Source organism: Bradyrhizobium sp. KZN70725 (assembly GCF_055264925.1).
The window spans coordinates 1-16,622 of record NZ_JBUYWT010000050.1 but is presented as its reverse complement, the minus strand read 5'-3'; the positions used below and the strand labels follow the sequence as shown (position 1 = coordinate 16,622).

Below are 16,622 nucleotides of genomic sequence, written 5' to 3'. Positions count from 1 at the left end.
CCCAAGAGGCTGTTTCTGTTACTTGATTGCCCCTTCAGCCAAACCTTCGACGAACCAACGCTGTGCGGCCAGGAAGGCAAGCATGAGGGGTAGGACCACGAGCGTTGCGGCGGCCATGAGGGGGCCGTAGTCGGTGCCGGCCTCCTCGCTTTTGAAGGCCGCGATACCGAGCGGCGGCGGCATCAGTGATTGATCGTGCACTGCGATCAGCGGCCAGAACAGATCGTTCCAATGCGAGACCATAGAAAAGATTGCGAAGGCGATTACGGCAGGCAACGCCATGGGCACCATGATCTTCCAGACGATCGCGATTTCGGAAAGGCCGTCGAGCCGTGCGGCGTGAACGATGTCATCAGGAATCGTCTTGAAGAACTGGCGGAACAGGAAAATGCCGAATGGCGAGACCACATAGGGCAACACGAGCGCGGCATAGGTGTTGAGGACACCGAGTTGATAGCCGAGGATGAAGAGCGGCAGCGAAAGCACCTGATGCGGCAGGAGCAGCCCGATCAGCACCAGGCCGAAGAGCGCACCGCGGCCGGCAAAGCGGAGTTTGGCGAGCGCGTAGGCGCACGGGGCACAGACAAGGATCTGGAGCGCCAGGATCAAAGCGCAGACAATGAAGCCGTTGCCGAGATAGCGCGGCAGCGGCGCCCGGGTCAGCGCCTTGGTGTAGTTCTCGAACCCATAGAACTGGGCGGGCCAGAGGGAAAAGCTGGTCCCGAATATCTCGCCCGGCGGCTTCATCGACAGCGACACCATCCAGACGAACGGGACGAGGATGAGGGTGCCGGTTGCGAGCAGAACCGCATGCCGGACGAACGCGGCCGGTGACAATAGGCTTGTGAGAGGCGCCCTGGTGCTCATTGGTAGTGCACCTTCCTGTCCATGACGCGGGCCTGAATGAGGGTGAGGGTCACGACGATGGCCAGAAAGACGACGGCAATTGCGGCGCCATATCCGGTGCGCAGATACTCGAAACTCTCTCGATAGAGCGTGTAGAGCAGCATTTCGGAAGCGTGCCCCGGGCCTCCCTGGGTAAGTACTTTGACGGTGTCGAAGGACGCGAACGCCCTCAGCGCCACAACGATGATGACGAACATCAAGACCGGGCCGAGCATCGGCAGCGTGACGGTACGCAGACGGTCCAACCAGAGGTCAGCACCGTCGACGTCGGCCGCATCATAGATGTCCTTAGGGATACTCTTGAGACCCGCGAGGAAGAGCACCATTGCGAAACCGAGGTTCTGCCAGATGCCTATCGCAGCAAGCGCCGGCAGAACGGTATGCTCATCGCGTAGCCAGTTGGCGGCCGGCAAGCCGATGGCAGATAATGTCTGGTTGACGAGACCGATGGTCGGATGCAGCAGCGCATCCCAGACGATCGCCATGGCCGACATCGTCGCCATAAAGGGCAGAACGTGAATCGCGCGGTAGAGGGAGCGGCAGGACTTGCCGCTTTCAATCAAAAGAGCGATCAGAAGACCGAGACTGACAGTGCCCGGCACGACGATCAGCAAGTAGATGACGGTGTTGCGAAGCGAGATCCTAAAGCCCTCGTCTGCAATGACCTCGCGGAAGTTGGCAAGCCCGACGAAGGAGAGCGTCGACGCACCGAACCGCCAGTCGGTGAGCGCGATAACAAAGACACCGATCACAGGCAGGCAGAAGAGCACGAGCAGAAAGAAGACGGCCGGCCCGGCGAGCGTCCAAGCCGTCAGCGCTTCGCTAACGACACGTCTGCGCGCCCGTGGGGCGGCGTGAGATCCCAATATTTGCGCACCGCCGCTCACGGAGAGGTTGCCGAGGACGCCAGACTCAGCACGAGATCCGCTCATCGAGCGGCCTCCCGGAGCGGCGTGACCGACGCCCCGCCGGATTCCGCTTCCCGGCGCAACCGGCGTCCATCGGGGGTAAAGAGAAGCACCCGGTCCGGCCGGACCGTGACATGCAAAGTCTGGCCAGGGACGATACGAAGCGCGCATTCGGCCGGTAGCCTTGCGACCAGCGGCTGGTCGGGGCCTGGTAGATCCAGATAGACGAACAGATCGGAGCCCATATGCTCGATCGTGCGAACCGAACCGGTCAGCGTCCCCTGCCCACGCTGCTCGGCAAGATGAAAAGCCTCGGGGCGGATTCCGAGGGTGAGATGCATGCCGGGGACTGCAGCGGCCTCGATTTTCAGCGTCGATCCAGCCACATCGATCAGGCCGCGTTCGCGCATCACGCCGTCGAGTATGTTGATCTTGGGTGAGCCGATGAATTCTGCGACGCGCCGGTCGTCCGGATCGCCATAGATATCCTGCGGCGCAGCCACCTGCAGCAACTCGCCGCCGAGCATCATCGCGACCCGGTCGGACAGCGTCATGGCCTCGGCCTGATCATGGGTCACATAGACGAAGGTGCCTCCGAGACGCTGGTGCAGTTCCTTGATTTCGGCGCGCATCTGCACACGCAGCTTGCTGTCGAGATTGGACAGTGGCTCGTCCATCAGGAAGACAGCCGGATGGCGTACCATTGCCCGGCCGACCGCCACGCGCTGGCGCTGGCCACCGGAGAGCTGTCCCGGTTTGCGCGTCAGCAAGTGGCTTATGCCCAGCGATTCGGCGGTACGGGCAACTTCCACGTCGATCTCAGCAGCTATCCGCGCTCTTCCTGGGATCAGACGGCTGACGAGAGGAAGCCTCTGGATGGCCGAGAGCCGCCGCATCCGGAGCGGCAGCGCAATGTTCGAAGCGACCGTCATATGGGGATAGAGAGCGTAGGACTGGAACACCATTGCCACGTCCCGCTGCTTCGGCCTGAGCCCGTCGACCGCTCGGCCGCCGATCAAGATCGACCCCGCATCCTGTACCTCGAGCCCCGCCAGCAGACGTAGCAGAGTTGACTTCCCACAGCCTGAGGGGCCGAGCAGCGTCAAGAACTCACCATCCGCGATCGACAGCGATACATCACGCAAGACAGGCGTCCGCCCGTAGTTCTTCACGACCCTGTCAATCAATACGGTTGCCATCGCCCAAAATCCCACATCTTGAAAAGGGTTGCTGAGCACGGCGATGAGATCATCTATCCCGGTGGCGCGCGTCCGCTGTGATGTGGGACCTTAAAAGATCGACCTGCTACAGGCGGATGACAAACATCGAATAATTCGATGTGACACCTCTCCTATACGATGGCGCCTCGCGTTCGGTAAGCCGATGTGTCGAAAGAGCAACGCGAAACGCGTTGAACGCCTCGATCGAAGCTAGCAATCGAACAAGGCTAGATACGTATCGGCAGCCCAAACTCGCGCCGCTTGAAATCTATTTCGGCGCACGACATCAGCGAATTTGATCGGACATCCGCCATACCGAACACGCGCAAACCTATGTTGACGCGCCTTGGTCGCTCGGACATGAACAGCGATCAACCAGTCGGCCTCGGCGCCCCACATTATCGCTGTCCTGGACTTGTGCTGCTATGCCGGATCCGGTAGCCAAGCAGTTCGCGATCCAAACCCGCTTCCAGCGGCCCCGTAACTCAAGCCAGAAGGAGACCAGCTCCGTCCAAGACATCGCGCTTGGCGCCGTCTTAAGGTGAGAGAGCGTTCGAAACATCAAGAATACGCGACAAGCAATATCAAAATTTGCGTGGCCAGTTCCTCAGCTCGAACCATTCACCGCACCACAAACTTTCATAACAAGATGGTCTTGAGCTCTTGATTACGAACTCCCACGTACACCAAGCCAGGAGGTGGGAACTCGCGGCCTTAAAGAACCGATCAACGGAGGCACATTTGCGGAGACGCGTATGTCGATTGAGTCCCGTACTGCTCGCGTAGAAGGGCAGTTATTGAATTACACTATAACCCGAAAGCCTTCGGCTCTGCCGAGTGAGCAAGAAATCATTTCGATACAGAGCGCCCGGACCATCGAACGCTTGAACAGGGCCCTTTGCGAAATCTACAACCGGCATTATTTGGGCAGACGAATGCGCTGACCTCCAAGGAGACCCTAAAGATAGAGCCTTGCGTAGCATGGCTGCCGAAACCGCTATCGTCCGTCCCACTTCTTCATTGATGAACGGATGAGGAGTAAGATCAGGCACATTCACACGATGTCTTGCCGCCTGACAGCCCCGCACTTCAGCAAGAATTCCAACCGCCGGCAATGTAACAGGCTCCGCCGACGCGCTCGCGCCGGAGCAACTGCTTGTAATCGCCGAGGCGCGTCTCGAAGTTCTCCTCGCGAACCGGAATATGGAAGGCTTCGGGCGACCGGAGCAATTCATGGAGCACCCGCCCGCTCATCGACCGCGGTGCTTCAATGTCCAGCAGATACAGAATCGTCGGTGCGATATCGCAAATCCCTGACGGGAAGAAAGATGCGCAGCCGGCATTCGGGACTACCGAGCCTGCGACAAGGCAGACTGCTGCGAGTTCCCTCGGATGGAGCCCGCCGTGAAGGCCAAGACCGGCGGGGCGGTCATTGTCATAGAAGGTGCCGCCGACAAGACCGAACGGGTCGACGGTATCGTCGGCGCGGAAGCAGAACGCGACGTCCGGCGCGCGAGAATGCTCCGCAAAAACCAGGCGGTTTGAGAGGCTCCCGGCAGCAATGCCGTTGACGTCGTCTTTCGCACGCGTGAACACGGGCCCGCACCATCGCTCCGATGTCATGGCCGCGACCAGCCGCGCAACGTTCGCCTGGTCTGGATCGGCAAGATAGAGAGCGCCCACCTGTCCCGGCACCATCACGACATCGACATCAGGAGACGGCGCAGTGCCGGGGTTGAACCCTGCCGCGCGCAGGCTATCGGCAACTGAGACTCGCGTTTGGCCGGTGATATGGCCGTGGTCCGAGATCGCCAAAATCTGAACGTCAGCTCGTCGTCCCTCTGCCTCCCACCAGTCGAGCACACGACCAAACTGGCGGTCGCAATGAGCAATGATGGAGCGCGTCGCCTCGGCACCTGTGCCGTGAAAATGCGAGGTGACATCCGGTTCGCCGTAGGAAAGGATCGTGACGTCGGGTCGATATTTCGGCCAGACAACGTCGAGAAAGGCGGACGTAATCCAGTCCTGGCCGGTGCGATCCGGCTCGGTTTTGGGCGGAGCTGGAGGCAATTGACCGACACGGGCTTCGATTTCGGTGAGCACGTCGTCAGGCGTACAGGCCTCGCGGAAATGACCGGACAGACGGACATGGCCGAAATCCTCGGCCTTGTGGTGGAAGAGCCGGGTGGTACCTGGCGTATTGGTGGCGAGGACGGCGAGGCTGCGCCCGTTCGCTGCCAAGATCTCGCCGAGCGATGGCGCCGAGTAAAGGCGACCGCCGCTTTCGACATCGAGCCGGCGGAGCAGAACCGCATCTGACGTGTCGATGTAGCGCGGCGGGGTCATGGCTCGATCGACATACTTATTGCCGACCATGCCATGCCGGTCGGTCGTGGCGCCGGTCACAAGGCTGGGGAACGCGGATCTGGTTTCGCTGGGATAGACGGTGCGATGCTTCGCCAGCGTTACGCCGACGGTCTTCATGCGCCAAAGATGAGGGGTCAATTCCGGGCCAATCAGGTCGGGGCGCAATCCGTCGAAGCTCACAATAACGAAACGGTAATCGTGACCCATCAACGGACGCCCGCCATAGATCCTGAATTAAGCGCAGTTTGGAGCAAACCTCCGACCACCGTCATAGCAGCCTCCAACTCATCACGACTCTCGGGGCTGCCGATGACAAGACGGACATGATTGAGCGACATCTTCGGATCCGTTGTAAAAATCCGACCTGGCCGGATGGTCACATTTCTTGCAGCGCATTGCGCAACCAGTTCGTCCTGCTCGATGATCCCCCTAAGATCGACCCAAAGAAAAAGCGCATCCGGCCGGGTCCGAAAAGGGATGCCTGTGAGCCATCGCGTTGCAATCCTCTGTCTCGCGACCGCTTCTTCTCTGACACCGGCTACGATCTTTTCCATCGAGCCATTGGCGAGCCAGAAGTTCACCAGCTCGACAGAGAACGGGGCGGCAAACCAGGTCGACATGCCGTAGAAACGGTCTAGCGTTGCCTGCGCCGCCTTTGCATGAGGCGCAACGAGGTAGCCAAGTCGAACACCGGGACCAACGCATTTGGCGAAACTCGTGATATGCCATGTTATCTCTGGCGCCAACGCTCCAAACGGAGCTGGAACGCGCTCCGGGAGCACTCCGTAGACATCATCTTCGATGATGCTCACGCCATATTGCCGTGCGATTTGAACGATCCGCTGCCGCCGCTCGAGCGACATGACGATCGTCGTCGGGTTATGGACGGTCGGCATCAGAAACAGCGCCTTCGGCGTGAACTTGCGGCAAGCTATCTCAAATGCCTCGGGTTCGGCGCCATCGTCATCCATGGCTATTGTTTGGGTCCGGATGCCTTGAAGGTGCGCATGTTTGCGAAAACCGTAGTAGGTGAGTGCTTCTGTCAGGATCGTATCACCGGACGCCGCGACAGACGCTAAAGCAAGAACCATCGCGTTCTGGGCACCATTGGTGAGGATGATCCTTTCCGGCTCCACAGGCGTTTCGAAGCGCGAAGTCAGCCACCGCGCCGCATTGGCTTTATCGGTCTCCGTTCCAGAAAATCGATGTTGTCTTACACCATTCTGGATCTCCATTGAATCGCTGAGTGCGCGCAGGCCCTCTCTGACCGTTTCTTTCAGGTTGGGACAAGCCGGTGGAGTCGACCGTTCAAGGCTAATAGGCACCGTTCGGCTCTGACGATCTCTGGACATGTGGTCATTCCATCGTTTGTGATTTGATCTGTCGTGATGTACCGCTCAAGCGGATCGCACCGTGCAATGCATCCGCGTATGTGCCGTGAGCGATCGCCGGCGAACAGCACCGCCCGTCACCATCTCTCTCAGTCACGATGAACGATTTACAGATTTGCTCGCTCATGGAGCCGTGGCCCGACGTGAAGTCTATGAGAGACTCAGAGGGAGCCTCAGACGGCGCGATACGGTGCGACGCCCTCAATGGAACGCTCGCATTGGCACTCCGCAACTCCTTCAGCAGCACCTCATAACGTGACCGGGCCGGCGCTGGGTTGAGACTTTCACCGCGCCCAGAGACATGAATGTCTCGGCTGGAACGCGTAACACCGAAGAACGATGCCGGCCCAGGCTCGAGCAAAATAAGGATCGCAGTCGATCTCCCGATGCCGCCTGACATCAGAAAATCACGATCCGAGAGCGCCAGCTGAAGAGCTGCGCAAGCTGGGGGTTCGAGCAGATACTGTCAACGAATTCGCAGCCCAAAACGGTTTTTCCATATCCTCACGCAAACTCGCGGCTAAGAGAATGAGATGCCCCCCTCGCCGCGTCGGCTGCATGCAAGGAGCTTCAAAACCCGGACTGCTAAAGTTGCATGACAGTCAGCGAATTATTCGATTGAGCCAACGCAATATGCGATCAATGCTCCTGCAAGAGACGCCGAAAGTAGCGGTGGCTCATGCGAGAGATGCCTTCGCGCACGAGATCGGCAGCGAAGAGGACCAATAACCTCGGCATGCCCGTGGGTCGTCAAGCCGCAGCTTGCGTCGCATACGCTCTAAATCGGCTCGAGGCTGATCAACCGCGCATTCGAAACAGTCACAACGCTGCTTCCACCGGCCCCTCGCCGGTTTCACCGTTGGGTTCTGCAGACGTCCGTAATTGTTTAGCGCAGGCGCTGCTTCGGAGAGATGACGCAAACCGCTTATCAGTCGCGTCCCGTTCACGAGATTGCGAATCCGCGGCCTTCAGTCATTCTCGTCCGACTAGGACCGGCCGCCATCACCGCATTGGCTCTCCATGCATGTCCACGACAATACATAAATTTGGTGCAGCGATCGCACGCCGGCCTCTGCCGTCATCGTTGGAGCGTTGGATCATACATGACGTAATGGATATCTGGTCCGCGTGGGCGCACGCAAAGTTCGTCGCCGGCGGGCTTGTGTGCTGCGCTCTATGGAGCGGCTACCCGTTACTCAAGCCCGGCCGTCTTTCCACACATCCGCCGTGAACATACAGAGCGATGAAATCGTGCCTCGCTTCGCTGGCGCCACAACGATCCGTCACGCCCGCTGATGACAATCGGACCTCAACATCCCCTACCAGCAGGTTCGTCTCCGACGCGCTTCCGCGGGGTTTCCTTGCCGTGCGCAGACGCATGGATGATAAGCGGTATCGAGTGCCGGATCCAAGCGGCTGCTCGAAGGCGCATACTCAATCCCACGCGGCACCTTCCGCTGCCCGTCAATCGTCCACTTTCAACATGTCGAGCGAATGCAGCAATCAAGCATCGCGACTTTCGATTGTTTCATGCAAAAACATGATTGTCCGGTTGGTTGGCGCAATTGAGAACAGGTAGGAACCGTAACCGAAGTTGTCTTTCCAAGTCCGCAGGGACCTCCATCTTGACCCTCGTTGCAGAACGCCTTCGCGCCGTCCGTCCCTCGGAAACCAAAGCCATGACGGCGCGTGCCGCCGAACTGCGCGATCAAGGCGTCGATGTGATCACGCTCAGTCAGGGCGAACCGGATTTCGATACGCCGGCCGCTGTTTGCGAAGCCGGTATCCGGGCCATCCGCGATGGGCGGACCAAGTATACTGCGGTCGCCGGGATAAAGCCGTTACGTCAAGCGATCCGCGAGAGCTTCGCCCGTGACCACGGGCTCGACTATGGCTTGGACCAGATTACGGTCGGCTGTGGCGCCAAGCAGGTCGTGTTTAACGCACTCTTTGCCAGCCTCGATCCGGGCGACGAGGTGGTGATCCCGACGCCGTGCTGGGTCTCCTATCCCGACATGGTGGCGCTTGCCGGCGGCAAGCCGGTTCTCGTGGCATGCGATGAGCTTCATGGATTCAAGCTGCGCCCGGAGGCGCTGGAGGCAGCGATCACGCCACGCACCAAGTGGTTGATGCTCAACTCGCCATGCAATCCGACCGGTGCGGTCTATGACCGAGATGAACTGCTTGCGCTCGCGGAGGTGCTGCGCCGGCACGCGCACGTCTATGTGCTATCGGACGACATCTATGAGAAACTCACCTATGGTAACGATTTTGCGACCATGGCGGCTGTTGCGCCCGACCTCTACGAGCGCACCTTGACCGTCAATGGCGTGTCTAAGGCCGACGCAATGACCGGCTGGCGTGTTGGCTTTGGCGCGGGGCCTCTCGCGCTGATCAAGGCCATGAACCTCATCCAAGGCCAGACGTCATCGCACACCAGCTCGATTTCGCAATACGCCGCTATCGAAGCCCTGTCGGGTGGACGGAATCACATCGATGAATTCGCGCGCGCCTTTCGGGAACGCCGCGACCTGATGGTTGGCAAGTTGAACCAGGCCGCGGGCCTGTCGTGCCGGGTGCCGGACGGCGCCTTCTACGTCTTTCCCTCCTGCGCGGGCGTCCTCGGCAAGCGCACGCCAGGCGGCAAGTTGATCGAGACAGACACCGACTTTGCCATGTATCTGCTCGACGCGTTCGCCGTGGCCGTCGTGCCCGGGAGCGGCTTTATGGCCTCGCCCTTTATCCGCATTTCATATGCCTCCTCGCTTGATGATCTCACCCGCGCCTGCGATCGCATGATCGCGGCCTGCGCGGCGCTGTCGTGAAGGACCTGCCGATGCCCTCCGCCAAATGCCTCCGTGCCCGCATCTCCGAGGTCAGCCTGCTCCACATCATGGCTGCCCATAGCCCACTGTCAGCGATCCTAGCCGAAGAAGCCGGATTTGATGGCGTATGGGCCTCCGGCTTCGAGCTATCGGCGCTTTACGGCTTGGCGGACATGAGCCTGATCTCGATGACGCAGCATCTCGATATGCTGCGGGCGATCGCCGGACGCACGACGCTGCCAATCATCGCCGATATCGATACGGGCTATGGCAACGCGATCAATGTCATCCATGCCACGAGCGAATATGAGCGTGCCGGGGCCAGCGCCGTGGTCATCGAGGACAAGACCTTTCCAAAGGTCACCAGCCTTGCCGCCGATGGGCGCCAGGAACTGCTGCGCATTGAGGAATTCCAGGGCAAGATCGAGGCAGCCATCACGACGAGACGGGACCCGGATTTTCTCGTCATCGCCCGCACCGAAGCCTTGATCGCAGGTTTCGGCGAAGCCGAAGCCCTGCGTCGGGCGCAAGCCTATGTGGAGGCAGGGGCCGACATGATCCTGATCCACTCGAAAAAGAAGGATCCGTCCGAGATCGAGAGCTTCTCACGCGCCTGGAACGGACCGGTGCCGCTGGTGATCGTGCCGAACGCCTACCCGGATCTCGACGCCGAACGGGTCAAGGCGCTGGGCAATGTCCGCATGATGATCTATGGCAATTACGGCATCCGCGCTGCTGCAACTGCCATGCAGCAAGTCTTCCGCCGGATCGTTGCTGACGGCGGCGTGCAGAACGTCCACAAGGACATTCTGCCGGTGGACGAGATCTTCAGGCTCCAGAAGATGGACGAGGTCAAGGCGGCGGAAGCTCGCTTCCTTCGCTGAATGCCGCGTTCAGCTCCCCCATAGCTACCACATCCGAAGACGATTCTGCGCGCCCGGACCGTCACCCAGGCTTTATCCTGTCGCTCGCGGGAGCAATTCGAGCAAGGGAATTTGTCCTCCAGATAATCGCACTGGCGACTAAGAACGGCGATCGCACCGCCCTCCTCGCGAGAGCCATCTGTGCACCCTCGCCGACCTTCAACGAACTCGTCAGTCAAACCGCACGATTCGTACCGAGACGCGCTGTTTGCGCGGATAAATCAACATTACGCGGTAATCCGTCGAGACACATCGAATAATGTGATCGAGCATTCGCCTTTGCGTTGGCGATAGCCTGCCGCGGCACTAGCGCACATTGAGGAAGCGACCGGAACAGAAGATGGCTGCCGAACACGATGAAGTGCCCCTCAATGCTATCCGGGTGTTTGTGGCCATTGCCCGCGAAGGAAGCGTCACACGTGCAGCCAGCACATTGGGAACAACACAGAGCTCGGTCAGCCGCTATCTGGCGGTATTACAGGATTATCTCGGTACAGATCTCGTGGAACGACGAGGCCGGCGGAGCGAATTGACGGAATTCGGAAGGCTTTTTGTGAACACCGTGGCGGAGCCGCTCGATACAGTGTGCTTCACCGCCAAAAGAATGCGACGCCGGACCCAAGCGGACGGCAATCGGATTGTGGTCCGCACCTCGCTTTCCACCTTCGCTCACTCCTTTCTGATTCCCAATCTTTCGGCGTTCTCGGCCGAGATGGGCGGCGTCATCGTCGACGTGATCAGTTCATTGTCTCCGCCGACATCCTCCGATGATTTCGACATCTTGATCACCCGTGATCTCTCCGTCATCGAGCCGGCCGATGATTGGGAAATCTACAACGAGACACTCGTCTGCGTCGGCTCTCCAAATCACGTCACGGGAAGATCACTCTCAATCGTTCGTTCACTGCCAATTCTTAATATCACGTCGCGACCTGACATCCTGCCCACATGGCTGCGAGCCATGAACCTGTCCATCAAGGACATCAAGCCGGGGGCGCGATATGATCACAACTATCTTGCCCTGCCGGCGGTCATCACGGGAAAATGCCTTCTGGTAACGCCTGAAATCCTTGTAGGCGATCTTGTTCGCGCAGGCGTTCTGCAAGTGATCCCCGGATCGCGCACGCCCAGTGGCATGCAATATCGGGCCTATGCAGTCGACCGTAGTGACAAGCCAGAAATCGCCCGTGCCTTTTGCCGCTGGCTGGCGCGGCTCTGTAAGAAGGCCGGAACTCTGGAATCCGGTTAACATCGTAATGACGACGGCGAATCCGCCTCCAAGGGTAGATGAATTCACCGCTCGTGCACGGCAACTGCAGGTACACGGTGCCAGCTCCGGTCAGTATCCATCACATGCCAGGAGCAACATGGATGGTCGCCGCCCCCACGCAGCTACGTCTTGCGCCAAAATGGCGAGCGAAGCACGTCGTCGACCGATGTTCCAGACGAGAAACACGCCGATCGTGTGCGTGGACTTCAACGGCTGAATGCGACGAGGAGTTGCCGCCGTTCATGACCTCGAAGCCCCCTCTGCAATCTGATCGTGAGAAGTCATCGACTGGATTTGGGTGAATCTGCTAACCAAGGTGGGCGACATTGATGAATTCCAACTCAGGCATTCTGGAGAGGTTCCGCTTTGAGAGCAAAGGCACGGGACGATTGGCTGGAAAGGCAGACTGATATCCGAAAAGACCCCCAACGTGCGCGTCGGAGGCCTTCCAAACAACTTTTGACACGGAGCCACTCTGTTGGCCGAGGCGAGGCCGGCTTGCACCTGGCAAGCCGTTCTCGGAGCATTTTTTTCCCTCGTTCCAGAAGGGACTTCACCAATTCCGCTGAACGCGCACCAACATGCTCACCGCGCTCTGGTTCTTCAGTTCATATACCGCAGCTGGCTTGGCGACTGCCGCGACCGCCGGCGCCGCAATAGTGCCAGAATATTTCTGATCGAGAAAAGTTGCGAAAAGATCGGCCGAGAACGTCAAGTTTCTGACCGGCGTCCAGCGTGTCACGGTGCCAACCGCCGCGATGTTGAAATCCGGGTTGCAAACGCCCGTCAGCCCGAGTGCAGCCATGCCAGCGCTGCCACAGATCTGAGCCTTGGCCGCGTCTGTGTAGCGGATAGCAGCCCACCCGCCATAAAGCGCTGTGTTCCAGTAGGGATCCCAATTATGGATGTAGCCACCGTTGAATCCATAAGTCGTGGTCAGCTGAAAAGCGGTGCCGGTTGCCGCCGTCGGGCCGGAATAGATGGCGTCGGAAACTCCCGCGAAACCAAGGCTCTGGTACGCACCGGCGCGTCCGGTGCCACCGTACATTGCCCACGCGGTCGGGATGTTTTCCTGGATGCTGAAGGTGCTCGCACCCTTGGTGTAGGCGGTCTGCAAGTTGATCGTGTCGCCCGCCCCTGTCGGGATATTCTTGATCGATAGCGCCAGCTGACCTGCCCAGCCCCATTTGTCATCCGCGTGCCCGCTGACTTCGCTCCCACCGTAGTATGCGGCATGGTTGTCGTGCGCTGCGGCCGACGCTTGGAGGAGACCCCAGGCCTGATCGACCCGCACCATGCCCACAATGTCAGGGGCCACGGTGCCACCGTAACTCTGCGATCCGTAGGCACCCGTCACGATACCAGCGGCCGTGGCATTGCTCGTGTTCCAGATATTCGTCTGGTAATAGGCAGTTGGATCCTGCGCAGAAATCGTCGCTGTGATGCCCTGACCAAGATCAGAGGTATAGCTGAACTGGTTGACACCCGAGGCATCGCCGCCGCCGCCCGGGAGGCCGTCGAAGAAGTTGTTAGCCGGATAATTGGTCCAGGGAGCGCTGAACTGGGAGACTGCCTTTCCCATCGTGAAGCCCGCGAACTGGATGAAGGCATACCAGATGCTGAGAGTCCCGAGCCCGACACCATCGCCCGAATACGATGTCGCTCCCGTTCCGGCCGCACTGGTCGAGCCGGTCTTCCAGGTGAAGTTGCCTTCAAAGAAGGTACGCACCACGCCATATTCGCTTGCCGTGCGCGTGTCGATGCTCAGGTCTGCGCGAGAACGAGCGGTGTAGGCATTGCTTAGACGGTTGTGCGCAGCACCCACACCGGAAACTGGGTTCAGGACAAAACTATTACTCGCCAGCATGGCATCAGCGCGCAGGAAGCCACCCAGCTTGACGCAGGTGTCGGTGCCTGGGATGTAGTAGAAACCGGCACCATACACCGAGCACACCTTCACGTACTCGATCGGCTTTGCCTTGATGGGACGATCAGCGGCCTGGGCTCCGGCCAACGCGATCAGGCCTGCCGCTGAAGCCAGCACAAGCTTCTTAGCAATCCTGTTCGACTGGAGTGAGGACTCCTCACCGCTCGCCTGGATCACGATAGAGCGTGGCTTGCTCTCAGCGCCGATCAACGGGGCCCGAGGCCTCTCGCCACTGCCATCCAACAACCGGAAGGATAATATTGAATACCGGTTTGTCCCATCCGACCTTAGTCCGAAGACGTCTTTCTGCACCAAATTTCTCCACTCAAAGGTACGCAAACATAGACCCCTATGTTTTTCGCGTAGGAAAATACAAATCGTCGATGACGGTGTTCGCCCACGGAGCGCGCGGCGCCAAGCCGACGTGAAGCGGGCGCGCTACACATCAGGGCGCTTGTGCTCGCCGTGACCGGGCAACGCCCGCAGCTCGCTGCGCGCAGAACATCCTCTGCGCACTACGAACGCTCGTCCTCAAGCCTCAACAGGGCGCAGCACATACACGGCTACAAAACGAGGTGCGCGCACACATGAACAGACCGTGCGGCTTCTGCATAGCAAGCCCGCATGACGCTCCATCAGCGTGCTCGCAAGGTCGATGTGGACTAACAATGCCGGCCGTCGAATTGGCCTGCGCAAAGCCGCAAGAATGTATGCCAGCGTACTCAGTTGGAAATGCCATGCCTCTGTCCCCATGACCTGCGCTCGTGTCGCCGACGCACTATCGTGGGGGCGCGATGGTCAGGTGACAGGCATCAATTAATGCGATGGATGGCCCCGAATTAGAGATGCATTTGTTCGGAGGCTTTGGGACTTCTCAAGCGACGCGACGTCGCCATTGCCCAATCAAGATGCACGACAATCCAGAGGCCGGCGCAAGCTCTGCGGATCTGTATCAGGACCAAACTTATTGTAATACTTGGGCTTTATCCCGTGTTTTGATGACCTAACAAATGGCTGTTTTAGCGCATGAGAGCTCGTGCGCTGGTAGGCTGGAATGTGCGCCGGATCCGCGTTGATCGCGGCATTCCGCAAGAGCAATTGGCTTATGATGCAGGCATCGACAACTCCTATATGAGCAGTCTGGAGCTCGGAAAGGCGAACCCGACAGTTGATCTTCTCGAGCGTATCGCCGAAACGCTAAGTGTTCCCGTGTCTGTCTTACTTCTTCATCCGGAAAAGGGGGCGACGGTTCCCAAGACCTTGCCGAAAGGCCGCAAGCCGAAGCGTCCGCGCCACATGAAATAGCATTTCTCACGAAGAAACTTTGTGGCACAGGAGTCCGCAGCGGAACGCCGTGCATGTTTCGCTTGCGTTGAGCGTGGTGCAAAGTCGCCGAGCCATAAGCTACTAAAAGACCGAATGGAAACGTGCACGCGGAACAAGCCCCCCGCGGCCTTCGACGTGCTCAAGAACACCATCGGCAATTTGGATCTCGGCCGGCGCAATCCCTCGGTGCGAGGCCGTTCGACGTAGCAAGTTAGTCCTAGACCAATATCATCAGGCCAACCCAGACGAGGATTCACCCAGCAGCCGGGTTAAGTCGCGCGCTCATAAGGACGACCTGCGTGATGGGTGGGCTTTAGGAACTAGGTTAATTGCCGTTCTCCCGCGGCGACAGCAAGCGGAGTGCGTGGTTTTCGTCACGCTTGCACCCGAACAGTTCACGGAAATCGGCGCTCGCAGAGCAAGCCGTCCAGCTCGAGCGAGAGGCAATCCGGCCCTCCTCGGAGAGCTTTGACCAGCGGCCGCGATCTCTGTTTTGGCCAACAAACACGACGGCCGAGAGCATTCTCGTACGCGCGGCCATTCCGCTACGATTGTGCACTAACATCATCCGACAATTTCGACATCTAGAACTCGCGAAACCCCTCTCATTGAACAGAGCGGCGGATGAAGAAGTTTGCAGTGAGCCAGTCGTATGGGCGGCTCTCCCGATGACGCATCACGAAGCACGCTCTCAATTGCTTAGTAAGCGGCAAAGAGACCCCGTCTGGCGCATGGGGTGAGCAATCAGCTATCGGCTGTTGAGTTTGTGAGCCGATGTGAGCTTCTATGTCTGCGCCTAGTTCTGGAACTAGAACCTTCCATATGATTGAAGCGGTCGCCGACCGTCTTGAGGGAGCGCCGCGGCAGCTTCGCCGACGCTGGTCGGACGAGTTTAAGGCCCAAGTCGTGACAGAGGCGCTGGAGCCTGGCGCGAGCGTATCGGCGATCGCTCGCCGGATTGGCATTCACCCATCGCAGCTGTTTGCCTGGCGCCGTGATGCTCGGGCGGAACGACATTATCGCGAGCGGCACTCGAGTTGCGGGGGTGAGGTGGCGTCTGCGGCAGGTGCAGTGATCGAAATTGCCATTGGCGAGGTGATCGTGCGCGCCGGCGTGGACGTCGACGAGGCGCAGCTGCAGCGGGTGATCCGGGCGGTACGTTCGGCATGATCCCCTCCGGCGTGAAGGTGTTCCTCGCCAGCCATCCAGTCGACTTCCGCAAGGGTATCGATGGGCTTGTTGCGCTGGTACGCGATGCCGGCTCAGATCCGTTCGACGGTGCGCTTTATGTGTTCCGGGCCAAAAGGGCCGACCGAATAAAGATCGTATGGTGGGATGGCTCCGGCGTGTGCCTCTATTTAAAGCGGCTTGAGAAGTCGAGGTTCTGCTGGCCGCGGATCGGACATCATCGGGTGCAGCTGAATGCTGCGCAGTTGATGGCCCTCGTCGATGGGATGGACTGGAAGCGGGTCCGGACCGCGGCGGTCAAGCCGCCGGAGATTGTTGGGTAAAAGCACTGCGGCGAAGTGAATCAGCGGCCTGAAAGGGCAAGAGAACCG

At 59.3% G+C, this 16,622-nt stretch carries 12 protein-coding genes; 6 read left to right on the top strand and 6 right to left on the bottom strand.

The genetic code is table 11. The features are described 5' to 3' along the window. Positions 1-18 precede the first annotated feature (18 nt). The 5 genes from ACZBJS_RS32670 to ACZBJS_RS32650 all read right to left on the bottom strand — a co-directional run bounded on the left by ACZBJS_RS32670 (position 19) and on the right by ACZBJS_RS32650 (position 6,753). Positions 19-867 carry a carbohydrate ABC transporter permease gene (locus ACZBJS_RS32670; protein WP_463439759.1) on the bottom strand — a complete coding sequence of 283 codons (849 nt, stop codon included), beginning with the start codon at positions 865-867 and terminating at the stop codon, positions 19-21. Next, positions 864-1,838, bottom strand: coding sequence for a carbohydrate ABC transporter permease (locus ACZBJS_RS32665; protein WP_463439758.1), 975 nt, complete (start codon positions 1,836-1,838; stop codon positions 864-866). The genes ACZBJS_RS32670 and ACZBJS_RS32665 overlap by 4 nt, the downstream gene beginning before the upstream one ends. Then, positions 1,835-3,013 carry an ABC transporter ATP-binding protein gene (locus ACZBJS_RS32660; protein ID WP_463439757.1) on the bottom strand — a complete coding sequence of 393 codons (1,179 nt, stop codon included), beginning with the start codon at positions 3,011-3,013 and terminating at the stop codon, positions 1,835-1,837. Before ACZBJS_RS32660 ends, ACZBJS_RS32665 begins: the two co-directional genes overlap by 4 nt. 1,110 nt (positions 3,014-4,123) lie before the next feature. Then, on the bottom strand, positions 4,124-5,608 hold the full coding sequence (locus ACZBJS_RS32655; protein ID WP_463439756.1) for an alkaline phosphatase family protein: 1,485 nt from the start codon (positions 5,606-5,608) through the stop codon (positions 4,124-4,126). Then, complete coding sequence (locus tag ACZBJS_RS32650) at positions 5,608-6,753, bottom strand: aminotransferase-like domain-containing protein (protein WP_463439755.1); 1,146 nt, start codon at positions 6,751-6,753, stop codon at positions 5,608-5,610. Before ACZBJS_RS32650 ends, ACZBJS_RS32655 begins: the two co-directional genes overlap by 1 nt. A 1,664-nt stretch (positions 6,754-8,417) precedes the next feature. Between ACZBJS_RS32650 and ACZBJS_RS32645 the strand changes: the two genes are divergently transcribed. From ACZBJS_RS32645 to ACZBJS_RS32635, 3 genes are all read left to right on the top strand, one after another. Next, positions 8,418-9,617, top strand: a complete 1,200-nt coding sequence (locus ACZBJS_RS32645; protein ID WP_463439754.1) for a pyridoxal phosphate-dependent aminotransferase — start codon at positions 8,418-8,420, stop codon at positions 9,615-9,617. Positions 9,618-9,628: 11 nt separating this feature from the next. Beyond that, positions 9,629-10,501 carry an isocitrate lyase/phosphoenolpyruvate mutase family protein gene (locus ACZBJS_RS32640; protein WP_463439753.1) on the top strand — a complete coding sequence of 291 codons (873 nt, stop codon included), beginning with the start codon at positions 9,629-9,631 and terminating at the stop codon, positions 10,499-10,501. Positions 10,502-10,880: 379 nt separating this feature from the next. Beyond that, entirely contained in the window at positions 10,881-11,789 is a 909-nt protein-coding gene (locus tag ACZBJS_RS32635) for a LysR family transcriptional regulator (RefSeq protein ID WP_463439752.1), read from the top strand. Positions 11,790-12,363: 574 nt separating this feature from the next. On the opposite strand, the gene ACZBJS_RS32630 is transcribed toward ACZBJS_RS32635, so the two are convergent. Beyond that, positions 12,364-13,869, bottom strand: coding sequence for a porin (locus ACZBJS_RS32630; protein WP_463439786.1), 1,506 nt, complete (start codon positions 13,867-13,869; stop codon positions 12,364-12,366). An 894-nt stretch (positions 13,870-14,763) separates the two neighbouring features. Here ACZBJS_RS32630 and ACZBJS_RS32625 point away from each other — a divergent pair. The 3 genes from ACZBJS_RS32625 to tnpB all read left to right on the top strand — a co-directional run bounded on the left by ACZBJS_RS32625 (position 14,764) and on the right by tnpB (position 16,574). Further along, complete coding sequence (locus ACZBJS_RS32625; protein WP_463439751.1) at positions 14,764-15,042, top strand: helix-turn-helix domain-containing protein; 279 nt, start codon at positions 14,764-14,766, stop codon at positions 15,040-15,042. 843 nt (positions 15,043-15,885) lie between these two features. Further along, on the top strand, positions 15,886-16,233 hold the full coding sequence (locus ACZBJS_RS32620; protein ID WP_463439750.1) for a transposase: 348 nt from the start codon (positions 15,886-15,888) through the stop codon (positions 16,231-16,233). Further along, positions 16,230-16,574: an IS66 family insertion sequence element accessory protein TnpB gene (tnpB, locus tag ACZBJS_RS32615; RefSeq protein ID WP_463439749.1), complete on the top strand. Its 345-nt coding sequence runs from the start codon at positions 16,230-16,232 to the stop codon at positions 16,572-16,574. The genes ACZBJS_RS32620 and tnpB overlap by 4 nt, the downstream gene beginning before the upstream one ends. Positions 16,575-16,622 lie beyond the last annotated feature (48 nt).

Bases quoted from the DNA above. Each gene is read 5' to 3' on its own strand.
- ACZBJS_RS32620 (WP_463439750.1), top strand. From the start codon at position 15,886: ATGATTGAAGCGGTCGCCGACCGTCTTGAGGGAGCGCCGCGGCAGCTT.
- ACZBJS_RS32625 (WP_463439751.1), top strand. From the start codon at position 14,764: ATGAGAGCTCGTGCGCTGGTAGGCTGGAATGTGCGCCGGATCCGCGTT.
- ACZBJS_RS32670 (WP_463439759.1), bottom strand. From the start codon at position 867: ATGAGCACCAGGGCGCCTCTCACAAGCCTATTGTCACCGGCCGCGTTC.
- ACZBJS_RS32660 (WP_463439757.1), bottom strand. From the start codon at position 3,013: ATGGCAACCGTATTGATTGACAGGGTCGTGAAGAACTACGGGCGGACG.
- ACZBJS_RS32635 (WP_463439752.1), top strand. From the start codon at position 10,881: ATGGCTGCCGAACACGATGAAGTGCCCCTCAATGCTATCCGGGTGTTT.
- ACZBJS_RS32640 (WP_463439753.1), top strand. From the start codon at position 9,629: ATGCCCTCCGCCAAATGCCTCCGTGCCCGCATCTCCGAGGTCAGCCTG.
- ACZBJS_RS32655 (WP_463439756.1), bottom strand. From the start codon at position 5,608: ATGGGTCACGATTACCGTTTCGTTATTGTGAGCTTCGACGGATTGCGC.
- tnpB (WP_463439749.1), top strand. From the start codon at position 16,230: ATGATCCCCTCCGGCGTGAAGGTGTTCCTCGCCAGCCATCCAGTCGAC.
- ACZBJS_RS32665 (WP_463439758.1), bottom strand. From the start codon at position 1,838: ATGAGCGGATCTCGTGCTGAGTCTGGCGTCCTCGGCAACCTCTCCGTG.
- ACZBJS_RS32650 (WP_463439755.1), bottom strand. From the start codon at position 6,753: ATGTCCAGAGATCGTCAGAGCCGAACGGTGCCTATTAGCCTTGAACGG.